Below are 21,666 nucleotides of genomic sequence, written 5' to 3'. Positions count from 1 at the left end.
TAACCGATGTTTAACTGACGTACATACGAATATACCTCTCACACGCGGGGCCGCCGCCACGGTGATCGATGGCGTGTGCCGGGACGTCAGCCAAGCGTTGGGCGATGGTTATCCGATGTTCATCAAAGGCCGCTAGATGCGTATTCTGCGTGGCGACGCGTTAGAGGTCGCGCATCAGCAGGCCGAAACGCAGGTCCATTGCGGCCGGGAGCGGCACGTACACGGTGTGCCCGTCGCCCGGCGCGACCTCAATGGCTTCACCCTTGGCGTTGTGCAGCACGGCCAGGTCGAAGTGAAAATTCCCGGCGGGCGTCATCAATTCCAGATGATTGCCCACGGCAAAGCGGTTCTTCACCTTGACCTCGGCCAGCTCGCCACGGCGCTCGCCAGTCAACTCCCCGACAAACTGCTGCCGTTCCGACACCGAGCTGCCGTGCTGGTAATTCTGGTACTCATCATGCACGTGGCGGCGCAGGAAACCTTCGGTGTAGCCGCGCTGGGCGAGTGATTCCAAATTGGTCATCAGCCGCCGGTCAAAGGCGCGACCGGCCACCGCATCGTCGATGGCCTGGCGATACACCTGGGTGGTGCGTGCACAGTAGAAGTGCGATTTGGTACGGCCTTCAATCTTCAGCGAATGCACGCCCATGTGGGTCAGGCGCTCCACGTGCTGCACCGCGCGCAGGTCCTTGGCGTTCATGATGTACGTGCCGTGTTCATCCTCGAACGCGGGCATTTGCTCATCCGGGCGATTGGCTTCCTGCAGCAGGAACACTTGATCGGTGGGCGCGCCGATGCCCAGGGTTGGCTGACACGTTTGGACGATGTCGCCCGTAGCGTTTTCCACCGCTGGCGTGGCCTGATACTTCCAGCGACACGCGTTGGTGCAGGTGCCTTGGTTAGCGTCGCGCTTGTTCAGGTAGCCCGACAGCAGGCAGCGTCCGGAATAGGCCATGCACAGGGCGCCGTGCACGAACACTTCCAGCTCCATGGTCGGCACGTGTTGGCGGATTTCGTCGATCTCTTCCAGTGACAGCTCGCGCGACAGAATCACCCGGCTGATGCCTTGTTGCTGCCAGAACTCGACGCTGGCCCAGTTCACCGTGTTGGTCTGCACCGACAGATGAATGGGCATCTGCGGAAAATGGCGGCGTACCAGCATGATCAGCCCAGGGTCGGACATGATCAGCGCATCCGGGCCCATGCCGATCACGGGGGCCAGGTCCTTGAGGAAGGTTTTCAGCTTGGCGTTGTGCGGCGCGATGTTCACCACTACGTAGAAGCGTTTGCCCTGCGTGTGGGCCTCCTGGATGCCGAGCGCCAGGTTGGCGTGGTCGAATTCATTGTTGCGCACACGCAGGCTGTAACGCGGCTGGCCGGCGTAGACCGCATCGGCGCCGTAAGCGAAGGCGTAGCGCATGTTTTTCAGGGTGCCGGCGGGGGCGAGCAGTTCGGGGGCGATGACAGATGGCATGGGTTCGCGCCGCAAAAGGTCGCGAGGGTAGTGGAGCTTGATCTGGGATTTATTGATCCAGATCGTCCTTTGTTGATTTTGTATCGTGGTGTATCGGCAGGTGGGTTTCGACATAGGCGCGATACGTCGGGGGATTCCAATGGTGCATCCCCACAGCCACTTCGGCGAAGGCCGCGAGGACGCTCAGGAGCAGATGATTCAGACGCTGTTGAGTGAAGCAAAGGCGCAGGCTCCCGGGCAATGAGTGATGCGGTCTATGCTTGTGCGATAAACGATGGCACTCCCAGCATTCGCAGCGGACTAAGCAACAGGGCCTGCACGGGGCCTTGGCTTTTCTGACATGGACCGGACATGAATCAAACCAACCTGCAATTCAAAACCCTGCTGTTGCTGCTGGCCCTGGTGACCATCGCTTTTATCTGGATATTGCTGCCGTTCTACGGTGCGGTGTTCTGGGCGGTGATCCTCGGCATTATCTTTGCCCCGATGCAGCGGCGCCTGCAACAGCGGTTCAGCTGGAACCGCAACCTGACGTCCCTGGCGACGCTGACGGTGTGCCTGATCATTGCGATTTTGCCGGTGATCATTACCAGCGTGCTGCTGGTGCAAGAGGGCGCGACCCTGTACAAAAATATCGAAAGCGGCAAGTTGGACGTGGCCGGGTACATCGAGCAATTCAAGAACGTCCTGCCGCCATACTTCCAGCACCTGCTGGACCGTTTTGGCATGGGCAACCTGGAAGGCCTGCGCGAAAAGATCGTCAAGAGTGCGATGCAGGGCAGCCAGTTCTTTGCGACCCAGGCGTTCAGCTTTGGCCAGGGCACGTTTGATTTCCTGGTGAGCTTTTTCATCATGCTGTATCTGCTGTTTTTTCTGCTGCGCGACGGTCCGGAGCTGGTGCGCAAAGTGCGCACGGCGGTGCCGCTGGCCGAGCCGCAAAAGCGCCGTTTGCAGCTCAAGTTCAATCGCGTGGTGCGGGCTACGGTCAAAGGCAACGTGCTGGTGGCCGTGACCCAAGGCGCGCTGGGCGGTTTGATTTTCTGGTTTCTGGATATTCCCAGTGCGTTGCTCTGGGCGGTGTTGATGGCGTTTCTGTCGCTGCTGCCAGCCGTGGGCGCGGGGATTGTGTGGGGCCCGGTGGCCATCTACTTCCTGTTGAGCGGTTCGATCTGGCAGGGCGTGGTGTTGGCGGTGTTCGGCGTCTTCGTGATCGGCTTGGTGGACAATGTGCTGCGCCCGATCCTGGTGGGCAAGGACACCAAGATGCCGGATTACCTGATCCTGATCTCGACCCTGGGCGGGCTGTCGGTGTTTGGCCTGAACGGGTTTGTGATCGGGCCGCTGGTGGCGGCGTTGTTTATGTCGAGCTGGGCGCTGTTTGTCGAAAGCAAACCGCGGGTCAAGCTGCCGCTGCCTTAGCGGTTACAGACGGCGAGCTTCAGGCGTGCAGCCTGAAGCTCGACGCTTGTTGAAGCTGTTTTTCGGCGGCCGATAACGACGTGAGCGGGCCGCTGATGGGCTCGCCATCGCGCACCAGGTACCAGCAAGCCAGCAGCCCCAGCTTGCGAAGAGGGGCGGGAACGGCGCTGCCGATAACGGACATGATCTGAACAGTGGGCATAGAGACCTCCAATTGCTATGGAGGCCACCTTACGGCGCTGCGGGCCGAAGGAAAAATCAACCGGCTCGATAGTCGTCATCAACACAAGACGTCAATCCACCACTTGATCAAGCATGATCACCACTTCCTGCTCACTGAGCAGCCCCTTGTGCACCAGGTTTTCCGCCAACAACGCCAGGAACTTCGCGCTGCGATGGCCTTCTAGGTGCTTGAGCTCTGTGAGTGCGCTGTAGACCTTGCTGGACGTGCACAGGCCGGCGGTGCGGTGCGGGTTTTGCGTGGGCATGGTCAGTCGTCCTTAATTGTTATTGGCTGGACAGAATCAATAGTGAGAGGGCTTGGTGACACAAACATGACAGCGCAAGCCAGGTTCGAGCAAGTAGACATTAGCCATAATGATGTGCGATTACGCCTCGAGCATTGTCCTCACAGCGACCTTTGCAGGGTAAATCCGGACCTTTGAGGCAAAAAAAAGGCCCCGCGTGTAAGCGGGGCCTGATCCTGGGATGTCAATTGCGCGTTACCAGCCGCGGCCGTAATAGCCATGGGGAGGGCCGTAGTAACCGCGTGGTGGGCCGTAATAAACCGGCGCCGGGCGATAATAAACCTGCTGTTGCACATACACCGGTGGCGGCGGAGCGTAGTAGACCGGAGGAGGCGCGGCATACACCGGTTGCGGCTGAACGTAAACCGGTTGCTGCACATAGACCGGCTGGGATTGGCTGGCAACCACCGAGCCGACAACGGCTGCGCCGACTAAAGCACCCAATACGGCCGGGCCACCCCAACCACCACCGTGGGCGGAGGCTTGGCCTGCCATAGCGAGTGCGCCGATAAGCAAGGCGATTTTGGGGATTTTACGGATCATGGTCATTCCTCGGTTAGCCCCTGCGCTTGTGGTCTGCAATCAATAGACTCAAGGATTGTCGCGGGGATACTTTTAAGACAACGTATTTCTGAAAAACAGCACAGCCGATAGGTAAAGGTTGTGTAAGGTCTGTACCCAATTGCTTACTCAAAGGAGTTTTCCATGCAGATGCACCCCAACAAGGACACCCAACTGTGCATGTCATTGTCGGCGCGTCCCGGGAATTTTGGCTTGCGTTTCCATAACCATCTGTATGAACAGCTGGGTCTGAACTTCTACTATAAAGCCTTCAGCAGCCAGGATTTACCCGGCGCGATCGGCGGTATACGCGCACTGGGCGTTCGCGGTTGCGGCGTTTCCATGCCATTCAAGGAGGCCAGCCTTGCGTTGGTCGATGAGCTCGACGACTCGGTCAAAGCCATTGCCTCTCTCAACACCATCGTCAACACCGACGGCCATCTCAAGGCCTACAACACCGACTACATCGCCGTCGAACAACTGCTGAAAAAGCACGCGGTACCGAAGGAATCCACCTTTGCCCTGCGCGGCAGCGGCGGAATGGCCAAGGCCGTGGCCAGTGCCTTGCGCGATGGTGGTTACGCCCATGGCGTGATTGTGGCGCGTAACGAAGCGGCCGGTCGGGCCCTGGCCCAAAGCCTGGGGTATGAATGGCAGGCAGAGCTGGGTGACTTGCGCCCGCAGATGTTGGTCAACGTGACACCGATCGGCATGACCGGTGGGGCAGAGGCGGATCAACTGGCGTTTGAGGCTGAAGCCGTGGATGCCGCCGATACCGTCTTCGATGTCGTGGCGATTCCCGCCGAAACGCCGCTGATCGTGCGCGGTCGGGCCAAAGGCAAGCGAGTGATTACCGGCCTCGAAGTGATCGCGATCCAGGCGTTGGAGCAATTTGTGCTGTACACCGGCGTGCGGCCCACGGATGAACAGTTTCAAGCCGCAGTGGCCTTCGCCCGAGCCTGAAAACCACTGGAGCTAATGTGGGAGCGGGCTTGCTCGCGAATACGATGTGTCAGTCGACGAATGTGCCAACTGAACCACCGCCTTCGCGAGCAAGCCCGCTCCCACATTGTTGATCGAGTTATGCCTGTTCCAGTTGTGCCAGGCGTTCTTCAAGCGCTGCGATTCTGGATTCAAGCTCTTCGATACGATCCAGAGAAACCGCCCCCGTCGACCGCTCAGCCGGATTCCCCCGTGCCGCCAGAATCACCTCGATATCCGCCGGATCCCCCAGCGCATGGGTATAACGGTCTTCCCGCTGCCCGGCCTGACGCGGCACCAGCACCGCCAGCCCGCGCGCGATCAAACGCTCCAGCTGGTGCACGACTTGCTCGGCGTCTTCAAAATCATGCATGCGCCCGCTGCGGGTCAGCAGTTCATTGACCGTCTGCGGCCCGCGCAGAAACAGCAGCCCGATCAGGATCACCTGGGCCGGCACCAGTTCCAGTGCCTTGTCCACGCGATGCTCCCAGCGGTCGGCACGGCTGCCCATCACCAGGCGGGTAAAACCCTGGCCTTCCAGCGCGCGCAGGCTTTGGCCGACCTGGCCCTGGCTGAGGTTCGTCACCGGTTCGCGGCTGGTCTTCTGGTTGCACGCCAGCACCAGGGCGTTAAGGGTCAGCGGGTAGGTTTCCGGGTTGGTCGCCTGTTTTTCGATCAGGCAGCCCAGGATGCGGATTTCCGTGCTGTTCAGGCGCGGCTCAGGGGTCTCGGTGTCGTGCTCGGCGGTCATCGCGCTTTCCCTATGCAGTGAACCCACTAGCCTAATCCTGAAAAAATAAAAGACAAGCGGCACGCGCGGCTGGCATGTCTATAATCGCCGCTGGTTCCAAACCCTGCCATTACCGTGAGACTGTCATGACTATTTCCCTGTACGCCGCCTCCATCCCGGTCTTCAAGCAAATGCTCAACGCCCTGAGCGATGTGCTGAACAAGGCCGAAGCCCACGCCACCGCCAAGAACATCGAGCCAAACGCCTTGCTGCAAGCGCGCCTGTTTCCGGACATGTTCCAGCTGGTGCGCCAGGTCCAGATCGCTGTCGACTTCGCCAAAGGCGTTTCCGCGCGTCTGGCCGAGATCGAAGTGCCGAAGTACGAAGACAGCGAAGTGACCTTTGCCGACCTGCAAGCACTGATCGCCAAGGTGCTGGCATTTGTCGACACCATCAAGCCTGAGCAAATCGACGGCAAGGAAGGCATCGAGATCATCACCCGCCCAGGCACGCCGAAAGAGAAGCGCTTCAGCGGCCAGTCCTACCTGCTGACCTACGGCCTGCCGCAGTTCTTCTTCCACGTCACTACCGCTTACGCTCTGCTGCGTCACAACGGTGTAGAAGTGGGCAAGCGTGATTACATGGGCGCTTTCTAAGCCCATAAAAAAAGCCCGGGGTTGTTCTTGATCGAACGCCCCGGGCTTTTTCATGCCTGACAGTTAAGCCAATTGCTCATCCTTGCCCAGGCACGCCGCAGCAGTAAACAGCACATCGGTGGAAGAGTTGAGCGCGGTTTCCGCCGAATCCTGCAGCACGCCGATGATGAAACCGACGGCCACCACCTGCATGGCAACTTCGCTGGGAATACCAAACAGGCTGCACGCCAGTGGAATCAACAGCAGCGAACCGCCGGCCACACCCGACGCACCACAGGCACAGATCGCCGCGACCACGCTGAGCAGCACGGCGGTGGGCAGGTCGACGGCAATGCCGAGGGTGTGAACCGCTGCGAGTGTCAGCACGGTGATGGTGATTGCCGCACCGGCCATATTGATGGTGGCACCCAGTGGAATTGACACCGAGTAGGTGTCTTCATGCAGGCCCAGGCGTTTACTCAGCGCCAGGTTCACCGGAATATTCGCCGCCGAACTGCGGGTGAAGAAAGCGGTGATGCCGCTCTCACGCAGGCACATCAGCACCAGCGGGTAGGGGTTGCGGCGCAGTTTCCAGAACACGATGGCCGGGTTGACCACCAGCGCCACGAACAGCATGCAGCCGATCAGCACCATCAGCAGGTGGACGTAGCCGAGCAGGGCGCCGAAGCCGGAGGTGGCCAGGGTTGAGGCCACCAGGCCGAAGATGCCAAGCGGTGCGAAGCGAATCACCATGCGCACGATCAGTGTCACGCCGTTGGACAAATCCTCCAGCACGGTGCGAGTGGTTTCACCCGCGTGACGAATCGCGATGCCCATGCCGATGGCCCAGGCCAAAATGCCGATAAAGTTGGCATTCATCAGTGCGCTGACCGGGTTATCCACCACACTGAGCAGCAGGCTTTGCAGCACCTCGCCGATGCCGCCGGGCGCACTGACGCTGGCATCGTGAGTGGCGAGCACCAGCATCGAGGGGAACAACGTGCTGGCAATCACTGCGACCACGGCGGCAGCGAACGTGCCCAGCAGGTACAGGAACAGGATCGGCTTGATATGGGTTTCCTGGCCGTGTTTATGACTGGCAATCGATGCCATCACCAACACGAAGACCAGAATCGGCGCCACGGCCTTGAGCGCGGCGACAAACACCTTGCCGATAAAACCGGTGGCCTTGGCCGCCTCTGGCGCGAACAACGCCAGAAGGATACCGGCGACCAGGCCGAGGATGATTTGCGTGACCAGGCTGACGCGAGCCAGTCGTTGCAGCAGGGAAGGGGCAGCAGTCATAAACACATGTCTCTATTTTTTTGAAGGCACAGCGGCGCACGCAGAACGGGCTGTAGGACGCGGGGCGCGGAGTCTAGCACGCTGTACAAAGTGTTCCGTGCGATGCGGCATTCGGTCACCCGCGGCGGCGGGCCTTGGCTAAATCCCGACATACTCTGTTAACATTCCCGCCTCTCACCTTTCCTATCCGTCAGCGAGCCCTTCGGGCTGTCGTTGATGTCGTCGTTTCTGGAGTTTTCATGCTGTTTCCCATCCTGCTGCTGTCGGCCGCCGGCTTTACCGTGCTGACCACAGAATTCATTATCGTCGGCCTATTGCCGTCCATTGCCCGGGACTTGGATGTCAGTGTCTCCCAGGCCGGGCTGCTGGTGACCTTGTTTGCCTTTACCGTGGCGGCGTTTGGTCCGTTTCTTACGGCGTACTTCGCGCGCTTTGGGCGCAAGCGTCTGTTCATCAGCATTCTGATCATGTTTGGCGTGGCCAATACGGTGGCCGCGCTGGCGCCGAATATTTGGGTAATGGCAGTGGCACGGTTGATCCCCGCGTTGGGGCTGCCGGTGTTCTGGGCCCTGGCCAGTGAAACCGCAGTGGATATCGTCGGCCCGGAATACGCCGGGCGCGCCATCGAAAAGATTGGCTTTGGCATCGTCTGCGCCACCGTGTTCGGCATTCCAGTGGGCACGTTGATTTCGGACATGTTCGGCTGGCGCACCGCGTTCGCGATCCTCGCCGTGGTGGCGTTGGCCAAGGCTTTGCTGCTGTTTATCTACTTGCCGGTGACTAAGCCGAAAAACGATCAAGTCACCCTGCGCTCGCAGTTCAAGATCCTGCGCAACCCGGTGATGCAGGGCCATATTTTGTTGTCGATCCTGGTGTTCAGCGGCATGTTCACTGCTTACACCTACTTGGCCGACATCCTCGAGCGCCTTGCCGGGTTCGACGGCACCCTGGTGGGCTGGTGCCTGATGGGCTTTGGCGCGGTCGGCCTGCTCGGCAACTCCCTGGGCGGGCGCGCGGTGGATCGCCACCCATTGATCGCCTCCATGGTGTTCTGCGGGTTCATGATCGCCGGCATGGTGGCCTTGGTTCCGGCGATTCATTCAACGATTGGCCTGGCAGCGGCGATGGCCGTGTGGGGCGTGACCCAGGCGGCGATGTTCCTGGTCAGCCATGTGCGGTTGATGAAGGCCGCGCCCCATGCCCCGGCGTTTGCCGCGTCGTTGAATATTGCTGGCGCCAACCTTGGGATCGGCTTGGGCGCGATGGTCGGCGGGCATGTGATCGACACCTTTGGCCTTGGCAGCCTGGGTTTTGCGGCGTCCGGTTTTATCCTGGTGTCGATCTTGCTGGCGCTGTGGCTGATGACCGTCAAGCAGCCGCTCGCATCCAACGCCTGAACCCTCAGGGCAGGGCGGTAAACAGCTCGCGTCGCGCCCCTTCGGTAATCGCCACAATGCCAGGGTGCTTGATTTTACGTTCCACCGAGATCGCGTAAAACGACTCGGTGACCGCATCGGTCTGGCCGATCAGCGCCACGCCATACTGGCGCACTACCTCATCGGCAATCACGCTGGGGGCAATAAAAATGCCGCTGCCGGATTGCCCGAATGCCTGCATCAAGGCGCTGTCGTCGAACTCGCCGATGATCTTCGGTTGGATCTGCTGCTCGGCAAACCAGCGCTGCAAACGGCTGCGCACCACCGTCTCGGCTCCCGGAATCAACAGCGGCGCACCCTGCAAGCTTTGTGGGAAATCGCCGCCATACCTGTCTGCCAATGCCTGGGTGGCGAAAAAACTGATACCGCATTCGCCCAGCTTCTGGCTGTAGCCCTTGATGTCCAGGTGTGTGGGCATGGGGCTGTCGGAAATCACCAGGTCCAGGCGCTGGATCGCCAGGTCGGCCAGCAGGCGGTCGAGTTTGTCTTCGCGGCAGGTGATGCGGATTGGCTCGCTCAGCTCCATGGTCGGCGCGATCAGCCGGTACACGATGGATTTAGGCACCACGTCCGCGACTCCGACCCGGAACAGGATCTGCTGTTCGTTGGGCTCTGCGCGCAACAGCGCCTCCAGCTCATTACCGGTCTGGAACATCTGCTCGGCGTAGGGCAGGGCGCGGCGCCCGGCTTCAGTCAGTTCCAACTGACGCCCGACGCGCTGAAACAGCGCGATACCGAAGGTTTGCTCAAGCAAACTGATCTGACCGCTGATGGTCTGCGGCGTGAGGTTCAATTGCTCACAGGCGCGCACGATGCTGCCGGTCTTGGCCACCACCCAGAAGTAATGCAGTTGTCGGTAATTGAGCATCACGGTCTACACTTCGTAAAAAGCGAAGTATATGTCAAAAAAATACGAATTTTCCTGAACTGTCCGCCTGCATAGAATGCCTCGCTATCGAGGGGCCACCATTTGGACCCGCTGGTTCTAACGAGGAATACATGATGAAACTCAATTCCCTGGGCGCCGCATCGTTGCTTGCGCTTTCATTGGTAGTGGTCAGCGGTTGTGATCAGGTTGAAAAGAGCGCCCAGCAAGTGCTGGGCAAGGCCACCGAATCTGCCAAGCAAGCCATCGATGAAACCCACAAGGCTGCCGAACAGGCATTGAGTGAAGCGACGCAAGGCTTGATCAGCCCGGAAAAAAACCAGGAACAGAACGAAAAAGAATCTGAATCGGGCAGCAAAGAAGCCTAATTTCCCGCACAACGTCAGGACTGACCTATGGATTACCTCTTACAACTGGCCGCCAGCCCCACCGCCTGGATCGCACTGGCTACCTTGATCGTGATGGAAATCGTGCTGGGCATCGATAACCTGATCTTTATCTCGATTCTCACCAACAAATTACCCGAGAAGCATCGGGCCAAGGCACGCCGTATCGGTATCAGCATGGCGCTGGTACTGCGCCTGGGCCTGTTGAGTACCATCGCGTTTATCGTGCAGTTGACGGCGCCGGTGTTCGAAATCTTCGGCCAGGCGTTTTCGTGGAAGGACATGATCCTGATCGCCGGTGGCCTGTTCCTGGTGTGGAAGGCGACCACCGAAATCCATCACAGCATGGACCCGGAGCCGGAGGCGAAAGAAACCGTCAGCAATGCCGTGACCATTGGCTTTGCCGCGGCCATCGGCCAGATCCTGCTGCTCGACCTGGTGTTCTCCATCGACAGCATCATCACCGCCGTGGGCATGACCGAGCACTTGCCGATCATGATCATTGCGGTGGTGGTTTCGGTGATCGTGATGCTGGTGGCGGCCGAACCGCTGGCCAAGTTCATCAACGACAACCCGACTGTGGTCATGCTGGCCCTGGGCTTTTTGATCATGATCGGCATGACGCTGATCGCCGAAGGCTTCGGCGCCCATGTACCAAAAGGCTACGTGTATGCGGCCATGGCGTTCTCGGCAGCGATTGAGTGCTTGAACATCGCACGACGCAATCGCCACCAGCGTTTGCTCGCCGCGAGGCAGTAACGCCAGAAACACACAAAGCCGGCTGAGCGCACAAGCGCCCAGCCGGCTTTTTGCTGTCTGATAGAATCCGCGTACTTGTTACCTTGAGGTCCACCATGAACGAGCCGATTCGCCTTACCCAGTACAGCCACGGCGCGGGTTGCGGCTGCAAGATTTCACCGCAGGTGCTGGAAGTGATCCTTGCCGGCAGCGGCGCGCAGAACCTCGACCCCAACCTGTGGGTCGGCAACGCCTCGCGCGACGACGCGGCGGTGTACGCCATCGACGACGAGCGCGGCGTGGTCTCCACCACTGATTTTTTCATGCCGATTGTCGATGACCCCTTCGACTTCGGCCGTATTGCCGCCACCAACGCGATCAGCGACATCTACGCCATGGGCGGCGACCCGTTGATGGCCATCGCCATTCTGGGTTGGCCGGTGAATGTACTGGCGCCGGAAGTTGCCCGCGAAGTCATCCGTGGCGGCCGTTCGGTGTGCGACGCCGCCGGTATTCCGTTGGCCGGCGGGCACTCCATCGATGCGCCGGAGCCGATCTTTGGCCTGGCCGTCACCGGCATCGTGCAAAAACGCCACATGAAGCGTAACGACACCGCCACTGCCGGCTGCAAGCTGTACCTGACCAAGCCTCTGGGCATCGGTATCCTGACCACCGCCGAAAAGAAGGGCAAGCTGCGCGAAGCGGATATCGGCCTGGCCCGTGACTGGATGTGCACGCTCAACAAACCTGGCAGCCGGTTCGGCAAGTTGGCCGGCGTAACCGCGATGACCGATGTCACCGGTTTCGGTCTGTTGGGTCACCTAGTGGAAATGGCTGACGGCAGTGGTCTCACGGCGCGCATCGAATACCAAAAGGTCCCACGCCTGGCCGGGATCGAGGACTACCTCGATCAGGGCTGCATGCCCGGTGGCACCTTGCGCAACTTCGACAGTTATTCGAGCAAGCTCGGGCGCCTGCAGGAACTGCACAAGCGCGTACTGTGCGATCCGCAAACCAGCGGCGGCTTGCTGATTGCCGTTAGCCCTGAAGGCGACGCCGAATTCCACACCGTGGCCGCCGAACTGGGCCTGAGCCTTGAGCCCATCGGCGAACTGGTTGAGCGACAGACCCACGCGGTAGAGGTGTTTTGATGGCAACTGACATCACCGACTACCGCGACATCTTCCTCAACGACCGGCCAATGATGGATACCCGCGCGCCGATCGAGTTCACCAAAGGCGCATTCCCCGGTGTGGTCAACCTGCCGCTGATGACCGACGACGAGCGCCAGCGGGTCGGTACCTGTTACAAACAGCAAGGCCAGCAAGCCGCTATCGTGCTGGGGCATGAACTGGTGTCCGGGGCGATCAAGGCCGAGCGTATTGAACAGTGGGCGCAGTTTGCCAAGGCCAACCCTGAGGGCTATTTGTACTGCTTTCGCGGTGGGCTGCGTTCGCAAATCGTGCAGCAATGGTTGAAGACCGAAGCCGGTATCGATTACCCGCGAGTCGGCGGTGGCTACAAGGCCATGCGTACTTTCCTGCTGGAAACGCTGGAGCAGGCGACTGCGCAGTGTGATTTTGTACTGCTTGGCGGTATGACCGGCACCGGCAAGACCGAAGTGCTCGGCCAATTGCGCAACGCATTGGACCTGGAAGGCCACGCCAACCATCGCGGCTCCAGCTTTGGCAAGCGCGCCACCGCGCAGCCGTCCAACATCGACTTCGAAAACCGCTTGGCTGTGGACCTGCTGAAAAAGCGTGCAGGGGGTATCGAGCAATTCGTGGTCGAGGACGAAAGCCGCATGATCGGCAGTTGTGCGCTGCCGTTACCCTTGCACCAGAGCATGCAGACGTTTTCGATGGTGTGGTTGGAAGACAGTGTTGAAGGCCGCGTGGAAAGAATCCTGCGTGATTATGTGGTCGACCTCTGCGCCGAATTCATTCAAGTCTTTGGCGAAGACGGTCAGGCACTGTTCGCCGAGCGCCTGACCCAGAGCCTGGCCAATATCCACAAACGCCTGGGTGGCGAGCGCTTCCAGCGGCTGCAGGCGATCTTGCAGGATGCCCTGGCGGAACAGGCCCGCAGTGGTGCCGTGGACCTGCACCGGGTGTGGATCGAAGGCTTACTGCGCGAGTATTACGACCCGATGTATGCCTTCCAGCGAGAACGCAAAGGCGCGCGGATCGAGTTTGCGGGCGAGCAGAGCGCCGTGGTGGAGTACTTGCGCGAGCGCAGTAGCAAGTCAGAATAATCAGCGGTGGCTAAGGGCCTCTTCGCGAGCAAGCCCGCTCCCACATTTGACCGCGTTTATCCTGTAGGAACGTGGTCGAGATGTGGGAGCGGGCTTGCTCGCGAAAGCGCCCTGAACCTCACCCGAACTCTACAGGATGACCGCCCCGATCATCCCGCATACCACGCCCACCACCATGGTCAGCACGGCCACCGTCACCAGCACCCGCGCATCGAAATCCTTGCGCAGCATCAACAGGGACGGCAGGCTCACGCTCGGCAGGGTCATCAGCAAGGCCACGGCCGGGCCGGTGCCCATGCCCAGGGTCATCATGGTTTGTACGATAGGAATTTCGGCGGCCGTAGGAATCACGAACAGCGTGCCGACGATTGCCAGTGGCACCAGCCACAACAGGCTGTTGGCCATGGCCCCATCGACATGGGGAAACAGCCAGACCCGCGCGGCGCCCAGTACCAGCACGGCAATGATGTAGATCGGGATCGTGCTCCAGAACAGCTGCCACAGGGTACGCAACCAACGGCTCAGGAACGGTTGCGATTCGCTCAGGCTGGCGTCGGCGACCGCGTTCAATGCGGCTTCGGGCACTTGATCGGGCCGGGCAATCCGCTGTGCCACCAACGACACCCCGACCACCAGCACAATCCCCGCCACCAGCCGCAATGCGGTAAAGCCCCAGCCCAGTACAAAGCCCATGAACACCAGCGTCGCCGGGTTCAACACCGGGTTAGCGATCCAGAACGCCAACGCCGCACCCACCGACACGTTTTGACGGCGCATGCCCGCCGCCACAGGCGCCGCGCAGCAACTGCACATCATCCCCGGCAGGGCGAACAGCCCACCGCGCAGGGTCGAACCCAGCCCGGCGCGGCCAAACAGGCGCAGCAGCCAGTCACGGGGAATCAACACTTGCAGCAGCGAACCCAGAATTACCGCCAGCACGGCAGCTTTCCAGATCGCCAGGAAATACACCTGGGCGTAGGCCAGCGCGGCCGTCAGGGGCGCGGTTTGCTGGTCATTGAGAATCGAGGCACCGATGCTGTGGTTATCCGCCGCGACGAATGCCTTGAGGTAGTAGGGCGACCACTTCACGTAGTAGAGGCCAATGCAGGCCACCAGCAGGAACAGCGCTGGTTTCCACCAGAACGACCAGCCCCGGTTGGGCTGGGTGGAGACGAGGTTGGGCATGGTGCTGATCCGCAGATGATTCAATAGCGACGCATCATACGCTTGTGCCGCGCCGGCTTCAGATATCTGCGCTGACCTGAGTTGCATCCGGGCATGTCTGCTGGCCGTTATCCAGGCCTTGCTTGTAGTTGCGGCTCAGCAGCGACGCCTTGCCGTTGTGCCAGGTCAACGTCAGTACATACAGCGTGTCGAAGTCACTGCCCGACCAGTCTTCGGTGATGGTGTGTTTTTCGCCCGAAGCCTCACTGGCCACTTTGTTGATCAGCTCCGGCAGGTAGCCGTGCGACCAGGCGGTGTAGATGATCGCGTTGTGATACTTGTCTTCCACCAGTTCGTCGGCGAGGGCGCTGGTGTCGTTGGCCGAGAACTTGATGTTCACTGGCAGGCCCAGCTTGATCGCGCTGGGGCTGATGGTCATCAGCGGCCGAATGTAACTGTAGGAATTATCGTGCTCGCCTTCCTCTACATTACGCGTCGGGTTGGGCGCAAACACGAAGTTGGCTTTGCCGAATTTCTCCGGCAGCACGGTGGCCAGGTTCATCGCGCGGTTCAGGCCCTGGCAATTGAGCTGGCCGAGGCCGCCGACGGGTTTTTCGCCGTGGCGCAGGAATACCAGGGTTTGCACGCCATCCACCGGGCCGGCGCTGCTGATGCGCGACTCCAGGCTCAGGCCGATGGCGCCGCCTGCCAACAGCAGCGGCAGCATGATGTACGAATAACGTTTAAGGCGTTGCGCAAGGCACAGAGGCTTGATTGTCATTAGGTTCGAGTCTTCAGTGCATCGGATTAAGGCGGACAAGCCGGGACCCAGCGACGCATCCGGCGTCCTGCGGTTTTTCCGTGTCGTTGTAACAGGGTGTCTCCTTTCACCGTAATGGCGCACTTAAGAGTGCGTATCGGCATTTTGGTTCGCCTGCGCGCACGATAGCGTGGTTATGTTGCGCAATGATGACCCATGCAGGACGGCGTTGGGGTGGCTATCATGGGGGTTTTCCGCCTGGGGATTTCCCGATGAATGCACTCGCCGCTTTCCCGATAAACAGCAAATGGCCCGCCCAGCATCCGGAGCGTTTGCAGCTGTATTCGCTGCCCACGCCCAACGGCGTCAAAGTGTCGATCATGCTTGAAGAGCTGGGCCTGCCCTACGAGGCGCACAAGGTCAGTTTCGAGACCCAGGACCAGTTGTCCCCGGAATTTCTGTCCCTGAACCCCAATAACAAGATTCCCGCGATCATCGACCCCAATGGCCCGAGCGGTCAGCCGCTGGCGTTGTTCGAATCCGGTGCGATCCTGATTTATCTGGCGGAAAAAACCAGCCAGCTGCTTTCCGAAGACCCGGCCACCCGTTATGAAACCCTTCAATGGCTGATGTTCCAGATGGCCGGTATCGGCCCGATGTTCGGCCAGGTCGGGTTCTTCAACAAATTTGCCGGCAAGGCCTACGACGATAAACGTCCGCGTGATCGCTACGTCGCCGAGTCCCGGCGATTACTGGAAGTGCTGGAAAAACGCCTGCTGGGCCGCACCTGGATCATGGGTGACGAGTACAGCATCGCCGACATCGCCACCTTTCCGTGGATTCGCAACCTGATCGGCTTCTATGAGTCCGGCGATCTGGTCGGCATCGCCGACTTTCCTAATGTGCTGCGCGCGCTGGACGGCTTTGTCGCACGTCCGGCGGTAATTCGTGGCTTGAATGTACCTGCGTGACCCTAGAGCGTTGAAGTATGCCGATTTTTGATTTCAAGCAACTGGATGTGTTCAGCAGCGTTTCGCTCAAAGGCAACCCACTGGCGGTGGTGCTGGGCGCTGACAGCCTCACTGACCAGCAGATGGCCGATTTTGCTAACTGGACCAACCTGAGCGAGACCACGTTTTTGCTGACGCCGCGTGATCCTCGGGCTGACTATCGGGTAAGAATTTTCACCACGCTCACAGAGCTGCCGTTCGCCGGGCACCCGACGCTGGGCAGTTGCCATGCCTGGCTGCAGGCGGGCGGCGTACCGAAGGGCGACGAGATCATCCAGGAGTGCGAAATCGGCCTGGTGCGTGTCCGTCGTGAAGGCGGCGAGTTGGCGTTCATTGCGCCGCCGTTGTTGCGCACCGGCCCGGTGGATGCACCTCTGCTTGAGCGCGTGCGCCTGGGGTTGGGTCTGGCGCCCGAAGCCATCGTGAGCAGTCAATGGGTCGACAATGGCGCGGGCTGGCTGGCGGTGATGTTGGCCGATCGCGACCAAGTGCTTGCTTTGCAGCCGGACTACTCGCAATTGCGCGGTCTGGCGATTGGCGTCATCGCAGCTTGTGACCCGGCGCGCGACGCCGTGGACACGCACTTCGAAGTCCGCGGCTTTATCGCCGGTGACGGCGCTCAGGAAGACCCCGCCACTGGCAGCCTGAATGCCGGCATTGCCCAATGGTTGTTGAGCGAGGCGCTGGCGCCCGACTATTACGTGGTCAGCCAAGGCACGGTCATGGGGCGCGCCGGGCGTATACGCGTCGAGCGCCACGGCGATGAAATCTGGGTCGGCGGTGCGGTTGCGGTGTGCATCGAGGGGCGAGTACAGCTCTAGATCAATGAATTGTTACGGGCTGCGCAATACACTATTGGCCCCTTGGCGTTTGTGCTGCCGGGGCCAAGGGACATAAGCTTTCGCCCCAACTATTTCTGCCGCTATTCAGGACAGCCATGACCAGCCAGTTCCCCCAAGCCCGTCCACGCCGCCTGCGCCGCTCTGCGGAGCTGCGTGGTTTGTTCCAGGAATCCGAATTCACCCTCAACGATTTGGTACTGCCGATTTTCGTCGAAGAAGAAATCGACGACTTTGTGCCGATCACCAGCATGCCGGGTGTGCAGCGTATTCCTGAAAAGAAACTGGCCGCTGAGATCGAGCGCTATGCCCGCGCCGGGATCAAGTCAGTCATGACCTTCGGCGTGTCCCACCACCTGGACGCCAACGGCAGCGACACCTGGAAAGAACGCGGCCTGGTCTCGCGCATGTCCTCGATCATCAAGGACGCTGTGCCGGAAATGATCGTGATGTCCGACACCTGCTTCTGCGAATACACCGACCACGGCCACTGCGGCGTGATGCACGGTGCCCACGTCGACAACGACGCGACCTTGGTCAACCTCGGTAAACAAGCCGTGGCCGCCGCCCGCGCCGGTGCTGATGTGATCGCACCGTCTGCCGCGATGGACGGCCAGGTCCAGGCAATTCGCCGCGCCCTGGACGACGCTGGCTTCACGCATATTCCGATCATGGCCTACTCCACCAAATTCGCCTCGGCCCTCTACGGCCCGTTCCGCGAAGCCGGCGGCAGCGCGCTCAAAGGCGACCGCAAAAGCTACCAGATGAACCCCATGAACCGCCGCGAAGCCGTGCGCGAATCGCTGCTCGATGAGCAGGAAGGCGCAGACGCGCTGATGGTCAAGCCAGCCGGTGCCTACCTCGACATCATCCGCGACATCCGCGAAGCCTCGCGTTTGCCGGTGGCGGCGTATCAGGTGAGTGGTGAGTACGCGATGATCAAGTTTGGTGCCCAGGCAGGGGCGATTGATGAGGCACGGGTGGTGCGGGAGACGTTGGGGTCCATCAAGCGCGCGGGGGCGGATTTGATTTTTACTTACTTTGCGATGGATTTGGCGTTGGCGGGGATTTGATTCCGGTCGGTGACCCTGTGGCGAGCGGGTTTGTTCGTCACGGGCCTGGGATTGCTGTAAAGCACCGCGCTGGCAAACAATGAGCGTTGCGAGATGATGTTGAGGTTATAAAAAACAATCGAGGCTTTCAATGTGTGCTTCTGTAATCCGTAAGACGGTTCAAGAGTATCTGCATGAACGCTCTTTGATCGTATACAGGTGTGCTGAAGTAAGTTGCCATTGTTTTAAATACAGAATCGAAGCTGTCGTTGATAGATAAGTAGTGGTCGATCGAATCGATAAACCACTCCTGTTCAATCTTTGTATATGACAAAAACTCAGGTTTGGTCAACTCATCAAATAGCTCTGAAAGCTCCTTTTCATTATTTATATCTTTTGATGCAATAAGCTTTTCTCTTTCTAGATCGTCAGTATTTTCAATATCATAGGTAAATAATAAGCCGCGAATTATTGACATGCTGGGTTCTTTTTTCACACTTTTCATGGTTTTCTCACTCCGTATATGCTGTTTTAGGGTTGCCTTGGCTGTTGAGTATTACTCGGGCGTTGCGCTTTTGGCCATACTGCATGCCATCGGCGGAATATCCATCGCCAATTACCCTCCCCATGTTCATGGGTCTCAATGATGCGGCATGACCGTTTCTTCTGAAAATGAGCTGTGCTCTAAATATAGCGTTCAATTGATCCTTATGACTGAGATATCGAGTCGCGGCAGGTGGATATTTAGGCTGACCTATATTCGGACCTGATGTATAGACTTCGATAATTCCTGTTGTCGGGTTTCTTGCTGTTTGGAGTCTTTCCAGTTGAGATTCGAGTGTTGTCTGGGCGCCGTGTTTTTCCAAGAAATGCGCGCCTGGTGTCAATTTCTCTAGCTCATCCAATCGCCTGTACGCGTTTGCTTCTGTAAGTTCATCAATCCTCGCCTGTCGCTCTGCACGCGACATTTGTGGTGTTGCTGGCTCTGCGTGGTTAACGCCTACCGGCGGCTTTTTGTCGATAATACTTGGCGCGCAGCCATCCCCGCCGGGGCATGTGTTCAATCCCAGCGGATCGACCCACCCCGTAGGGTTCGGCGCGTACCGGTACGCGTTGATCCCACCTGCCAGCTTCACCGGGTCGGGCGTCAGGTAACGACCAATATCTGGATTGTAGTAGCGATGGCGGTTGTAGTGCAGGCCGCTTTCCGGGTCGAAGTATTGGCCCTGGAAACGTAGCGGATTGTCGACTTTGTTTATGTCGAGGCGGCTTATTTGGCCGTAGGCGCGGTAGTGCGCAGACCAGACGATTTCGCCGTCGAGGGCTGTGAGTTCCTGCGGGGTGCCGAGGTGGTCGAGTTGGTAGTGGAAGGGCCGGGTATGTTTTGGACCAAAGCCCTCCAGCAGGACCAGCGGACGGAAACTGTTCGGCTCGTAGATATAACTGCGATGCCTGTCCGCGTGATGCTCCGCAACCAGCTTGTCGCCTTGCCAGAAAAACTCCGTCGTTAGGTCGTCGACGGTTTTGCTGATGCGCCGACCAAACGGGTCGTAGCAGTAGCTCGCGGTTTGGCCGTTGGGTTGAGTGATACCAATCAACCGATGCTGGCAGTCGTAGCGGTACTCGGTAACGAGTTGATGACCCTTACCGCGTCTTTGTCGGATCAGATTGCCGAACGCGTCATAGTCATAATGATGATCGCCCTGCATCACCAATCGATTTCCCGCCACGATGTCCGGGCCAGGTCGATCCTGCATCAGCAGGTTGCCCGCCGGGTCATGGCCGAAGCGTTCCTGCACGTCTTGCGAATGATCGGCCCGAGTCAGGCGGGCGAGGGGGTCGTAGTGGTAGTGGTGTTCGCCTTTGCGGGTGTCGAGCAGGCGGGTGAGGTTGCCGGTTTTGTCGTAGTCGTAGTGGCGGCGGTAGAGCTTGTGCTCCTGTTGAGTGACTGCGTGGGCGTGTAGACGGTTTTGGTCGTCGTAGTCGAAATGGCTGAGCAATTGGCCTTGTTGGCGCTGGCGTTCTTTTCCGTTGTTGAACAGGTGTGAGGTGAGGGGGTTGCCATTCAGCTCGACGGTGGCGAGGTGGCCGCCTTTGTCGTGGTTGAAGGTGACGCGGTTGTTGTCCGGCAGGCGCAGGTTTTTCAGCTGGCCGCAGGCGTCGTAGCCGTAGCGTAAAGTGCCCCAGCCTTGGTGGTCGGCGATGAGGCGGTTTTGGCTGTCGTATTCGTAGGCTAACGCCCAGTGGCCGTCGTCGACGCTGAGGAGGTTGCCTTGGCGGTCGTAGGCGTAATCGATCACTCCACCGTCTGGGAGGGTTTTTCGTACGAGGCGGCCGGAAAAGTCTCGCTCATAGCGGGTGACTAACTGACTGCCATCGTCGCCGTGTTCGGTCTTTTCCAGCAGGTTGCCGTTGAGGTCGTAAACGTAGGCCGTGCGCTGACCGTCAAAGCCGACTTCTTGCTGGATCAGCCCGTTGGGGTGGTAATCAAGCCGGTAGGTCTCGCCAACCTCGTTTTCTATCTCGGTCAGCAGCAGCCGGGCGTTGTCGTAGCGGTATTTAACCTGGGTGCCATCGGCATTGAGGCGGCGGCTGACCAGGTGCAAACCGTCGGCATATTCGTAGCGGGTGACATGCCCCAATTCGTCACGTTCGGAGGTGATTTTTCCGTAGGGGTTGTAGCTGAATTCTCGCGTCGCTCCATCGGGTTTGGTGAGTTTCAACAAGCGCCCTGCGGCGTCCCATTGATACTGCGTCAGCGCGCCATGTTCATCCTCGCGCGCAACTTGCCGTCCAACATCGTCATAGCGATAACGCTTAACCCCACCATTCGGCAGCTGTTCCTCAACGAGCTGCCCACGCTCATTCCAGACCAGCCGATGACACCCGTTATCCGGATACCAAACCCCAATCAGCTGCCCGTATTTGTCGTAGGTGTAGTCCGTAATGTGGCCGTCAGGATCTGTCTGACGCGTAACGTCGCCTTGTTCGTTACGCTCATACTTCCAAACCGCCTCGCCCCGCCGTACAACCCGTACGAACCCGTTGTCATGCTCGTAGGAAGTCGGCTCATCCTCCCCAGGAAACATCGCCACCAAGCGTCCGGCTTCGTCGTACTGATACGCCGTCACCGCCCCCAGCGGGTCCTGCTCAACAGTCAGCCGGCCCTTGTCGTCGTAGGATTTGAAATGCTCTGCACCGTCCGGATCAATCCGCTGCACCAGCCGCGCGCGCTGATCGTGGACATACACTTCCTGACTGCCGTCAGCGTTGTGAACCGTAACCCTGCCGCCGTCTTCCCACGCATACCGCGTGTCCATCTGCGAAAAGCTGGCCCAATGCCGAACACAGCGCGCGGCCTTGCCAGACCGTTCCCACGCCCAAAAGAAGCTCGCCCCACCGGCCAGTTGCCGCTCAAGAATGACGTGCTGATCGTCGTACCGATAAACCTCACTTTCACCTACAGCATTGGTCGCGGAAACCAGTCGCCCAGCGTCGTCATAGGCGTA

At 59.4% G+C, this 21,666-nt stretch carries 22 protein-coding genes; 11 read left to right on the top strand and 11 right to left on the bottom strand.

The window, feature by feature from the left end; genetic code table 11:
* Window positions 1-160: 160 nt before the first annotated feature.
* Window positions 161-1,474, bottom strand: coding sequence for a tRNA 5-hydroxyuridine modification protein YegQ (gene yegQ / locus ACP7B3_RS27970; RefSeq protein WP_426182478.1), 1,314 nt, complete (start codon window positions 1,472-1,474; stop codon window positions 161-163).
* Between the two features lie 351 nt (window positions 1,475-1,825).
* On the opposite strand from yegQ, the gene ACP7B3_RS27965 reads away from it, so the two are divergent.
* The gene (locus tag ACP7B3_RS27965; protein WP_145163361.1) at window positions 1,826-2,893 is read left to right on the top strand and encodes an AI-2E family transporter; all 1,068 of its coding nucleotides are present in this window, start codon (window positions 1,826-1,828) and stop codon (window positions 2,891-2,893) included.
* Window positions 2,894-2,912: 19 nt separating this feature from the next.
* Here ACP7B3_RS27965 and ACP7B3_RS27960 read toward each other — a convergent pair whose 3' ends face one another.
* The 3 genes from ACP7B3_RS27960 to ACP7B3_RS27950 form a co-directional block, all read right to left on the bottom strand.
* A complete protein-coding gene (locus tag ACP7B3_RS27960) occupies window positions 2,913-3,095 on the bottom strand; it encodes a hypothetical protein (RefSeq protein ID WP_106580093.1) in 183 nt (60 codons plus the stop codon).
* Window positions 3,096-3,186: 91 nt separating this feature from the next.
* Window positions 3,187-3,381: a hypothetical protein gene (locus ACP7B3_RS27955; protein ID WP_145163363.1), complete on the bottom strand. Its 195-nt coding sequence runs from the start codon at window positions 3,379-3,381 to the stop codon at window positions 3,187-3,189.
* A gap of 234 nt (window positions 3,382-3,615) precedes the next feature.
* Window positions 3,616-3,969 carry a hypothetical protein gene (locus tag ACP7B3_RS27950; RefSeq protein ID WP_053255424.1) on the bottom strand — a complete coding sequence of 118 codons (354 nt, stop codon included), beginning with the start codon at window positions 3,967-3,969 and terminating at the stop codon, window positions 3,616-3,618.
* A 156-nt stretch (window positions 3,970-4,125) separates the two neighbouring features.
* Between ACP7B3_RS27950 and ACP7B3_RS27945 the strand changes: the two genes are divergently transcribed.
* The gene (locus tag ACP7B3_RS27945; protein WP_145163365.1) at window positions 4,126-4,944 is read left to right on the top strand and encodes a shikimate 5-dehydrogenase; all 819 of its coding nucleotides are present in this window, start codon (window positions 4,126-4,128) and stop codon (window positions 4,942-4,944) included.
* A gap of 118 nt (window positions 4,945-5,062) precedes the next feature.
* On the opposite strand, the gene ACP7B3_RS27940 is transcribed toward ACP7B3_RS27945, so the two are convergent.
* A complete protein-coding gene (locus ACP7B3_RS27940; protein WP_426182472.1) occupies window positions 5,063-5,713 on the bottom strand; it encodes a YceH family protein in 651 nt (216 codons plus the stop codon).
* Between the two features lie 125 nt (window positions 5,714-5,838).
* On the opposite strand from ACP7B3_RS27940, the gene ACP7B3_RS27935 reads away from it, so the two are divergent.
* On the top strand, window positions 5,839-6,348 hold the full coding sequence (locus tag ACP7B3_RS27935; protein ID WP_053255427.1) for a DUF1993 domain-containing protein: 510 nt from the start codon (window positions 5,839-5,841) through the stop codon (window positions 6,346-6,348).
* 63 nt (window positions 6,349-6,411) lie between these two features.
* Here ACP7B3_RS27935 and sstT read toward each other — a convergent pair whose 3' ends face one another.
* The gene (gene sstT / locus ACP7B3_RS27930) at window positions 6,412-7,632 is read right to left on the bottom strand and encodes a serine/threonine transporter SstT (RefSeq protein ID WP_106580097.1); all 1,221 of its coding nucleotides are present in this window, start codon (window positions 7,630-7,632) and stop codon (window positions 6,412-6,414) included.
* Between the two features lie 239 nt (window positions 7,633-7,871).
* On the opposite strand from sstT, the gene ACP7B3_RS27925 reads away from it, so the two are divergent.
* Window positions 7,872-9,029 (top strand): MFS transporter, encoded by a 1,158-nt coding sequence (locus ACP7B3_RS27925; RefSeq protein WP_369303342.1) that lies wholly within the window; start codon window positions 7,872-7,874, stop codon window positions 9,027-9,029.
* 4 nt (window positions 9,030-9,033) lie between these two features.
* Here ACP7B3_RS27925 and nhaR read toward each other — a convergent pair whose 3' ends face one another.
* A complete protein-coding gene (nhaR, locus tag ACP7B3_RS27920; protein WP_145163373.1) occupies window positions 9,034-9,936 on the bottom strand; it encodes a transcriptional activator NhaR in 903 nt (300 codons plus the stop codon).
* Window positions 9,937-10,070: 134 nt separating this feature from the next.
* On the opposite strand from nhaR, the gene ACP7B3_RS27915 reads away from it, so the two are divergent.
* From ACP7B3_RS27915 to mnmH, 4 genes are all read left to right on the top strand, one after another.
* Window positions 10,071-10,322 (top strand): hypothetical protein, encoded by a 252-nt coding sequence (locus ACP7B3_RS27915; protein ID WP_145163375.1) that lies wholly within the window; start codon window positions 10,071-10,073, stop codon window positions 10,320-10,322.
* Between the two features lie 27 nt (window positions 10,323-10,349).
* Window positions 10,350-11,099: a TerC family protein gene (locus ACP7B3_RS27910; RefSeq protein ID WP_106580101.1), complete on the top strand. Its 750-nt coding sequence runs from the start codon at window positions 10,350-10,352 to the stop codon at window positions 11,097-11,099.
* A 95-nt stretch (window positions 11,100-11,194) separates the two neighbouring features.
* Entirely contained in the window at window positions 11,195-12,229 is a 1,035-nt protein-coding gene (gene selD / locus ACP7B3_RS27905) for a selenide, water dikinase SelD (protein ID WP_262206250.1), read from the top strand.
* A complete protein-coding gene (mnmH, locus tag ACP7B3_RS27900; RefSeq protein ID WP_426182464.1) occupies window positions 12,229-13,332 on the top strand; it encodes a tRNA 2-selenouridine(34) synthase MnmH in 1,104 nt (367 codons plus the stop codon). The genes selD and mnmH overlap by 1 nt, the downstream gene beginning before the upstream one ends.
* 129 nt (window positions 13,333-13,461) lie before the next feature.
* Here mnmH and ACP7B3_RS27895 read toward each other — a convergent pair whose 3' ends face one another.
* Together ACP7B3_RS27895 and ACP7B3_RS27890 are read right to left on the bottom strand one after the other, a co-directional pair.
* A complete protein-coding gene (locus tag ACP7B3_RS27895) occupies window positions 13,462-14,517 on the bottom strand; it encodes a permease (protein WP_426182461.1) in 1,056 nt (351 codons plus the stop codon).
* Between the two features lie 58 nt (window positions 14,518-14,575).
* Entirely contained in the window at window positions 14,576-15,277 is a 702-nt protein-coding gene (locus ACP7B3_RS27890) for a histidine phosphatase family protein (RefSeq protein WP_145163383.1), read from the bottom strand.
* 251 nt (window positions 15,278-15,528) lie between these two features.
* On the opposite strand from ACP7B3_RS27890, the gene ACP7B3_RS27885 reads away from it, so the two are divergent.
* The 3 genes from ACP7B3_RS27885 to hemB all read left to right on the top strand — a co-directional run bounded on the left by ACP7B3_RS27885 (window position 15,529) and on the right by hemB (window position 18,178).
* Complete coding sequence (locus ACP7B3_RS27885; RefSeq protein ID WP_242200913.1) at window positions 15,529-16,227, top strand: glutathione S-transferase N-terminal domain-containing protein; 699 nt, start codon at window positions 15,529-15,531, stop codon at window positions 16,225-16,227.
* Between the two features lie 17 nt (window positions 16,228-16,244).
* Window positions 16,245-17,087, top strand: coding sequence for a PhzF family phenazine biosynthesis protein (locus ACP7B3_RS27880; RefSeq protein WP_262206248.1), 843 nt, complete (start codon window positions 16,245-16,247; stop codon window positions 17,085-17,087).
* 116 nt (window positions 17,088-17,203) lie between these two features.
* Entirely contained in the window at window positions 17,204-18,178 is a 975-nt protein-coding gene (gene hemB, locus ACP7B3_RS27875; protein WP_416363897.1) for a porphobilinogen synthase, read from the top strand.
* A 127-nt stretch (window positions 18,179-18,305) separates the two neighbouring features.
* Here hemB and ACP7B3_RS27870 read toward each other — a convergent pair whose 3' ends face one another.
* On the bottom strand, window positions 18,306-18,653 hold the full coding sequence (locus ACP7B3_RS27870; RefSeq protein ID WP_369303347.1) for a hypothetical protein: 348 nt from the start codon (window positions 18,651-18,653) through the stop codon (window positions 18,306-18,308).
* Window positions 18,654-18,669: 16 nt separating this feature from the next.
* On the bottom strand, window positions 18,670-21,666 hold a 2,997-nt coding region (locus ACP7B3_RS27865; RefSeq protein ID WP_426182456.1), incomplete at its 5' end, for an RHS repeat-associated core domain-containing protein.

The organism is Pseudomonas sp. TWRC1-2, from assembly GCF_049896685.1.
GTDB lineage: Bacteria > Pseudomonadota > Gammaproteobacteria > Pseudomonadales > Pseudomonadaceae > Aquipseudomonas.
This window is presented reverse-complemented; position numbering and strand designations above follow the sequence as displayed.

Coding starts and splice junctions, on each gene's coding strand:
- ACP7B3_RS27965 (WP_145163361.1), top strand. CDS start 1,826: ATGAATCAAACCAACCTGCAATTCAAAACCCTGCTGTTGCTGCTGGCC.
- ACP7B3_RS27915 (WP_145163375.1), top strand. CDS start 10,071: ATGAAACTCAATTCCCTGGGCGCCGCATCGTTGCTTGCGCTTTCATTG.
- ACP7B3_RS27940 (WP_426182472.1), bottom strand. CDS start 5,713: ATGACCGCCGAGCACGACACCGAGACCCCTGAGCCGCGCCTGAACAGC.
- ACP7B3_RS27935 (WP_053255427.1), top strand. CDS start 5,839: ATGACTATTTCCCTGTACGCCGCCTCCATCCCGGTCTTCAAGCAAATG.
- sstT (WP_106580097.1), bottom strand. CDS start 7,632: ATGACTGCTGCCCCTTCCCTGCTGCAACGACTGGCTCGCGTCAGCCTG.
- ACP7B3_RS27890 (WP_145163383.1), bottom strand. CDS start 15,277: ATGACAATCAAGCCTCTGTGCCTTGCGCAACGCCTTAAACGTTATTCG.
- ACP7B3_RS27895 (WP_426182461.1), bottom strand. CDS start 14,517: ATGCCCAACCTCGTCTCCACCCAGCCCAACCGGGGCTGGTCGTTCTGG.
- nhaR (WP_145163373.1), bottom strand. CDS start 9,936: ATGCTCAATTACCGACAACTGCATTACTTCTGGGTGGTGGCCAAGACC.
- yegQ (WP_426182478.1), bottom strand. CDS start 1,474: ATGCCATCTGTCATCGCCCCCGAACTGCTCGCCCCCGCCGGCACCCTG.
- selD (WP_262206250.1), top strand. CDS start 11,195: ATGAACGAGCCGATTCGCCTTACCCAGTACAGCCACGGCGCGGGTTGC.
- ACP7B3_RS27960 (WP_106580093.1), bottom strand. CDS start 3,095: ATGCCCACTGTTCAGATCATGTCCGTTATCGGCAGCGCCGTTCCCGCC.
- ACP7B3_RS27925 (WP_369303342.1), top strand. CDS start 7,872: ATGCTGTTTCCCATCCTGCTGCTGTCGGCCGCCGGCTTTACCGTGCTG.
- ACP7B3_RS27880 (WP_262206248.1), top strand. CDS start 16,245: ATGCCGATTTTTGATTTCAAGCAACTGGATGTGTTCAGCAGCGTTTCG.
- ACP7B3_RS27945 (WP_145163365.1), top strand. CDS start 4,126: ATGCAGATGCACCCCAACAAGGACACCCAACTGTGCATGTCATTGTCG.
- ACP7B3_RS27885 (WP_242200913.1), top strand. CDS start 15,529: ATGAATGCACTCGCCGCTTTCCCGATAAACAGCAAATGGCCCGCCCAG.
- mnmH (WP_426182464.1), top strand. CDS start 12,229: ATGGCAACTGACATCACCGACTACCGCGACATCTTCCTCAACGACCGG.
- hemB (WP_416363897.1), top strand. CDS start 17,204: ATGACCAGCCAGTTCCCCCAAGCCCGTCCACGCCGCCTGCGCCGCTCT.
- ACP7B3_RS27950 (WP_053255424.1), bottom strand. CDS start 3,969: ATGACCATGATCCGTAAAATCCCCAAAATCGCCTTGCTTATCGGCGCA.
- ACP7B3_RS27910 (WP_106580101.1), top strand. CDS start 10,350: ATGGATTACCTCTTACAACTGGCCGCCAGCCCCACCGCCTGGATCGCA.
- ACP7B3_RS27955 (WP_145163363.1), bottom strand. CDS start 3,381: ATGCCCACGCAAAACCCGCACCGCACCGCCGGCCTGTGCACGTCCAGC.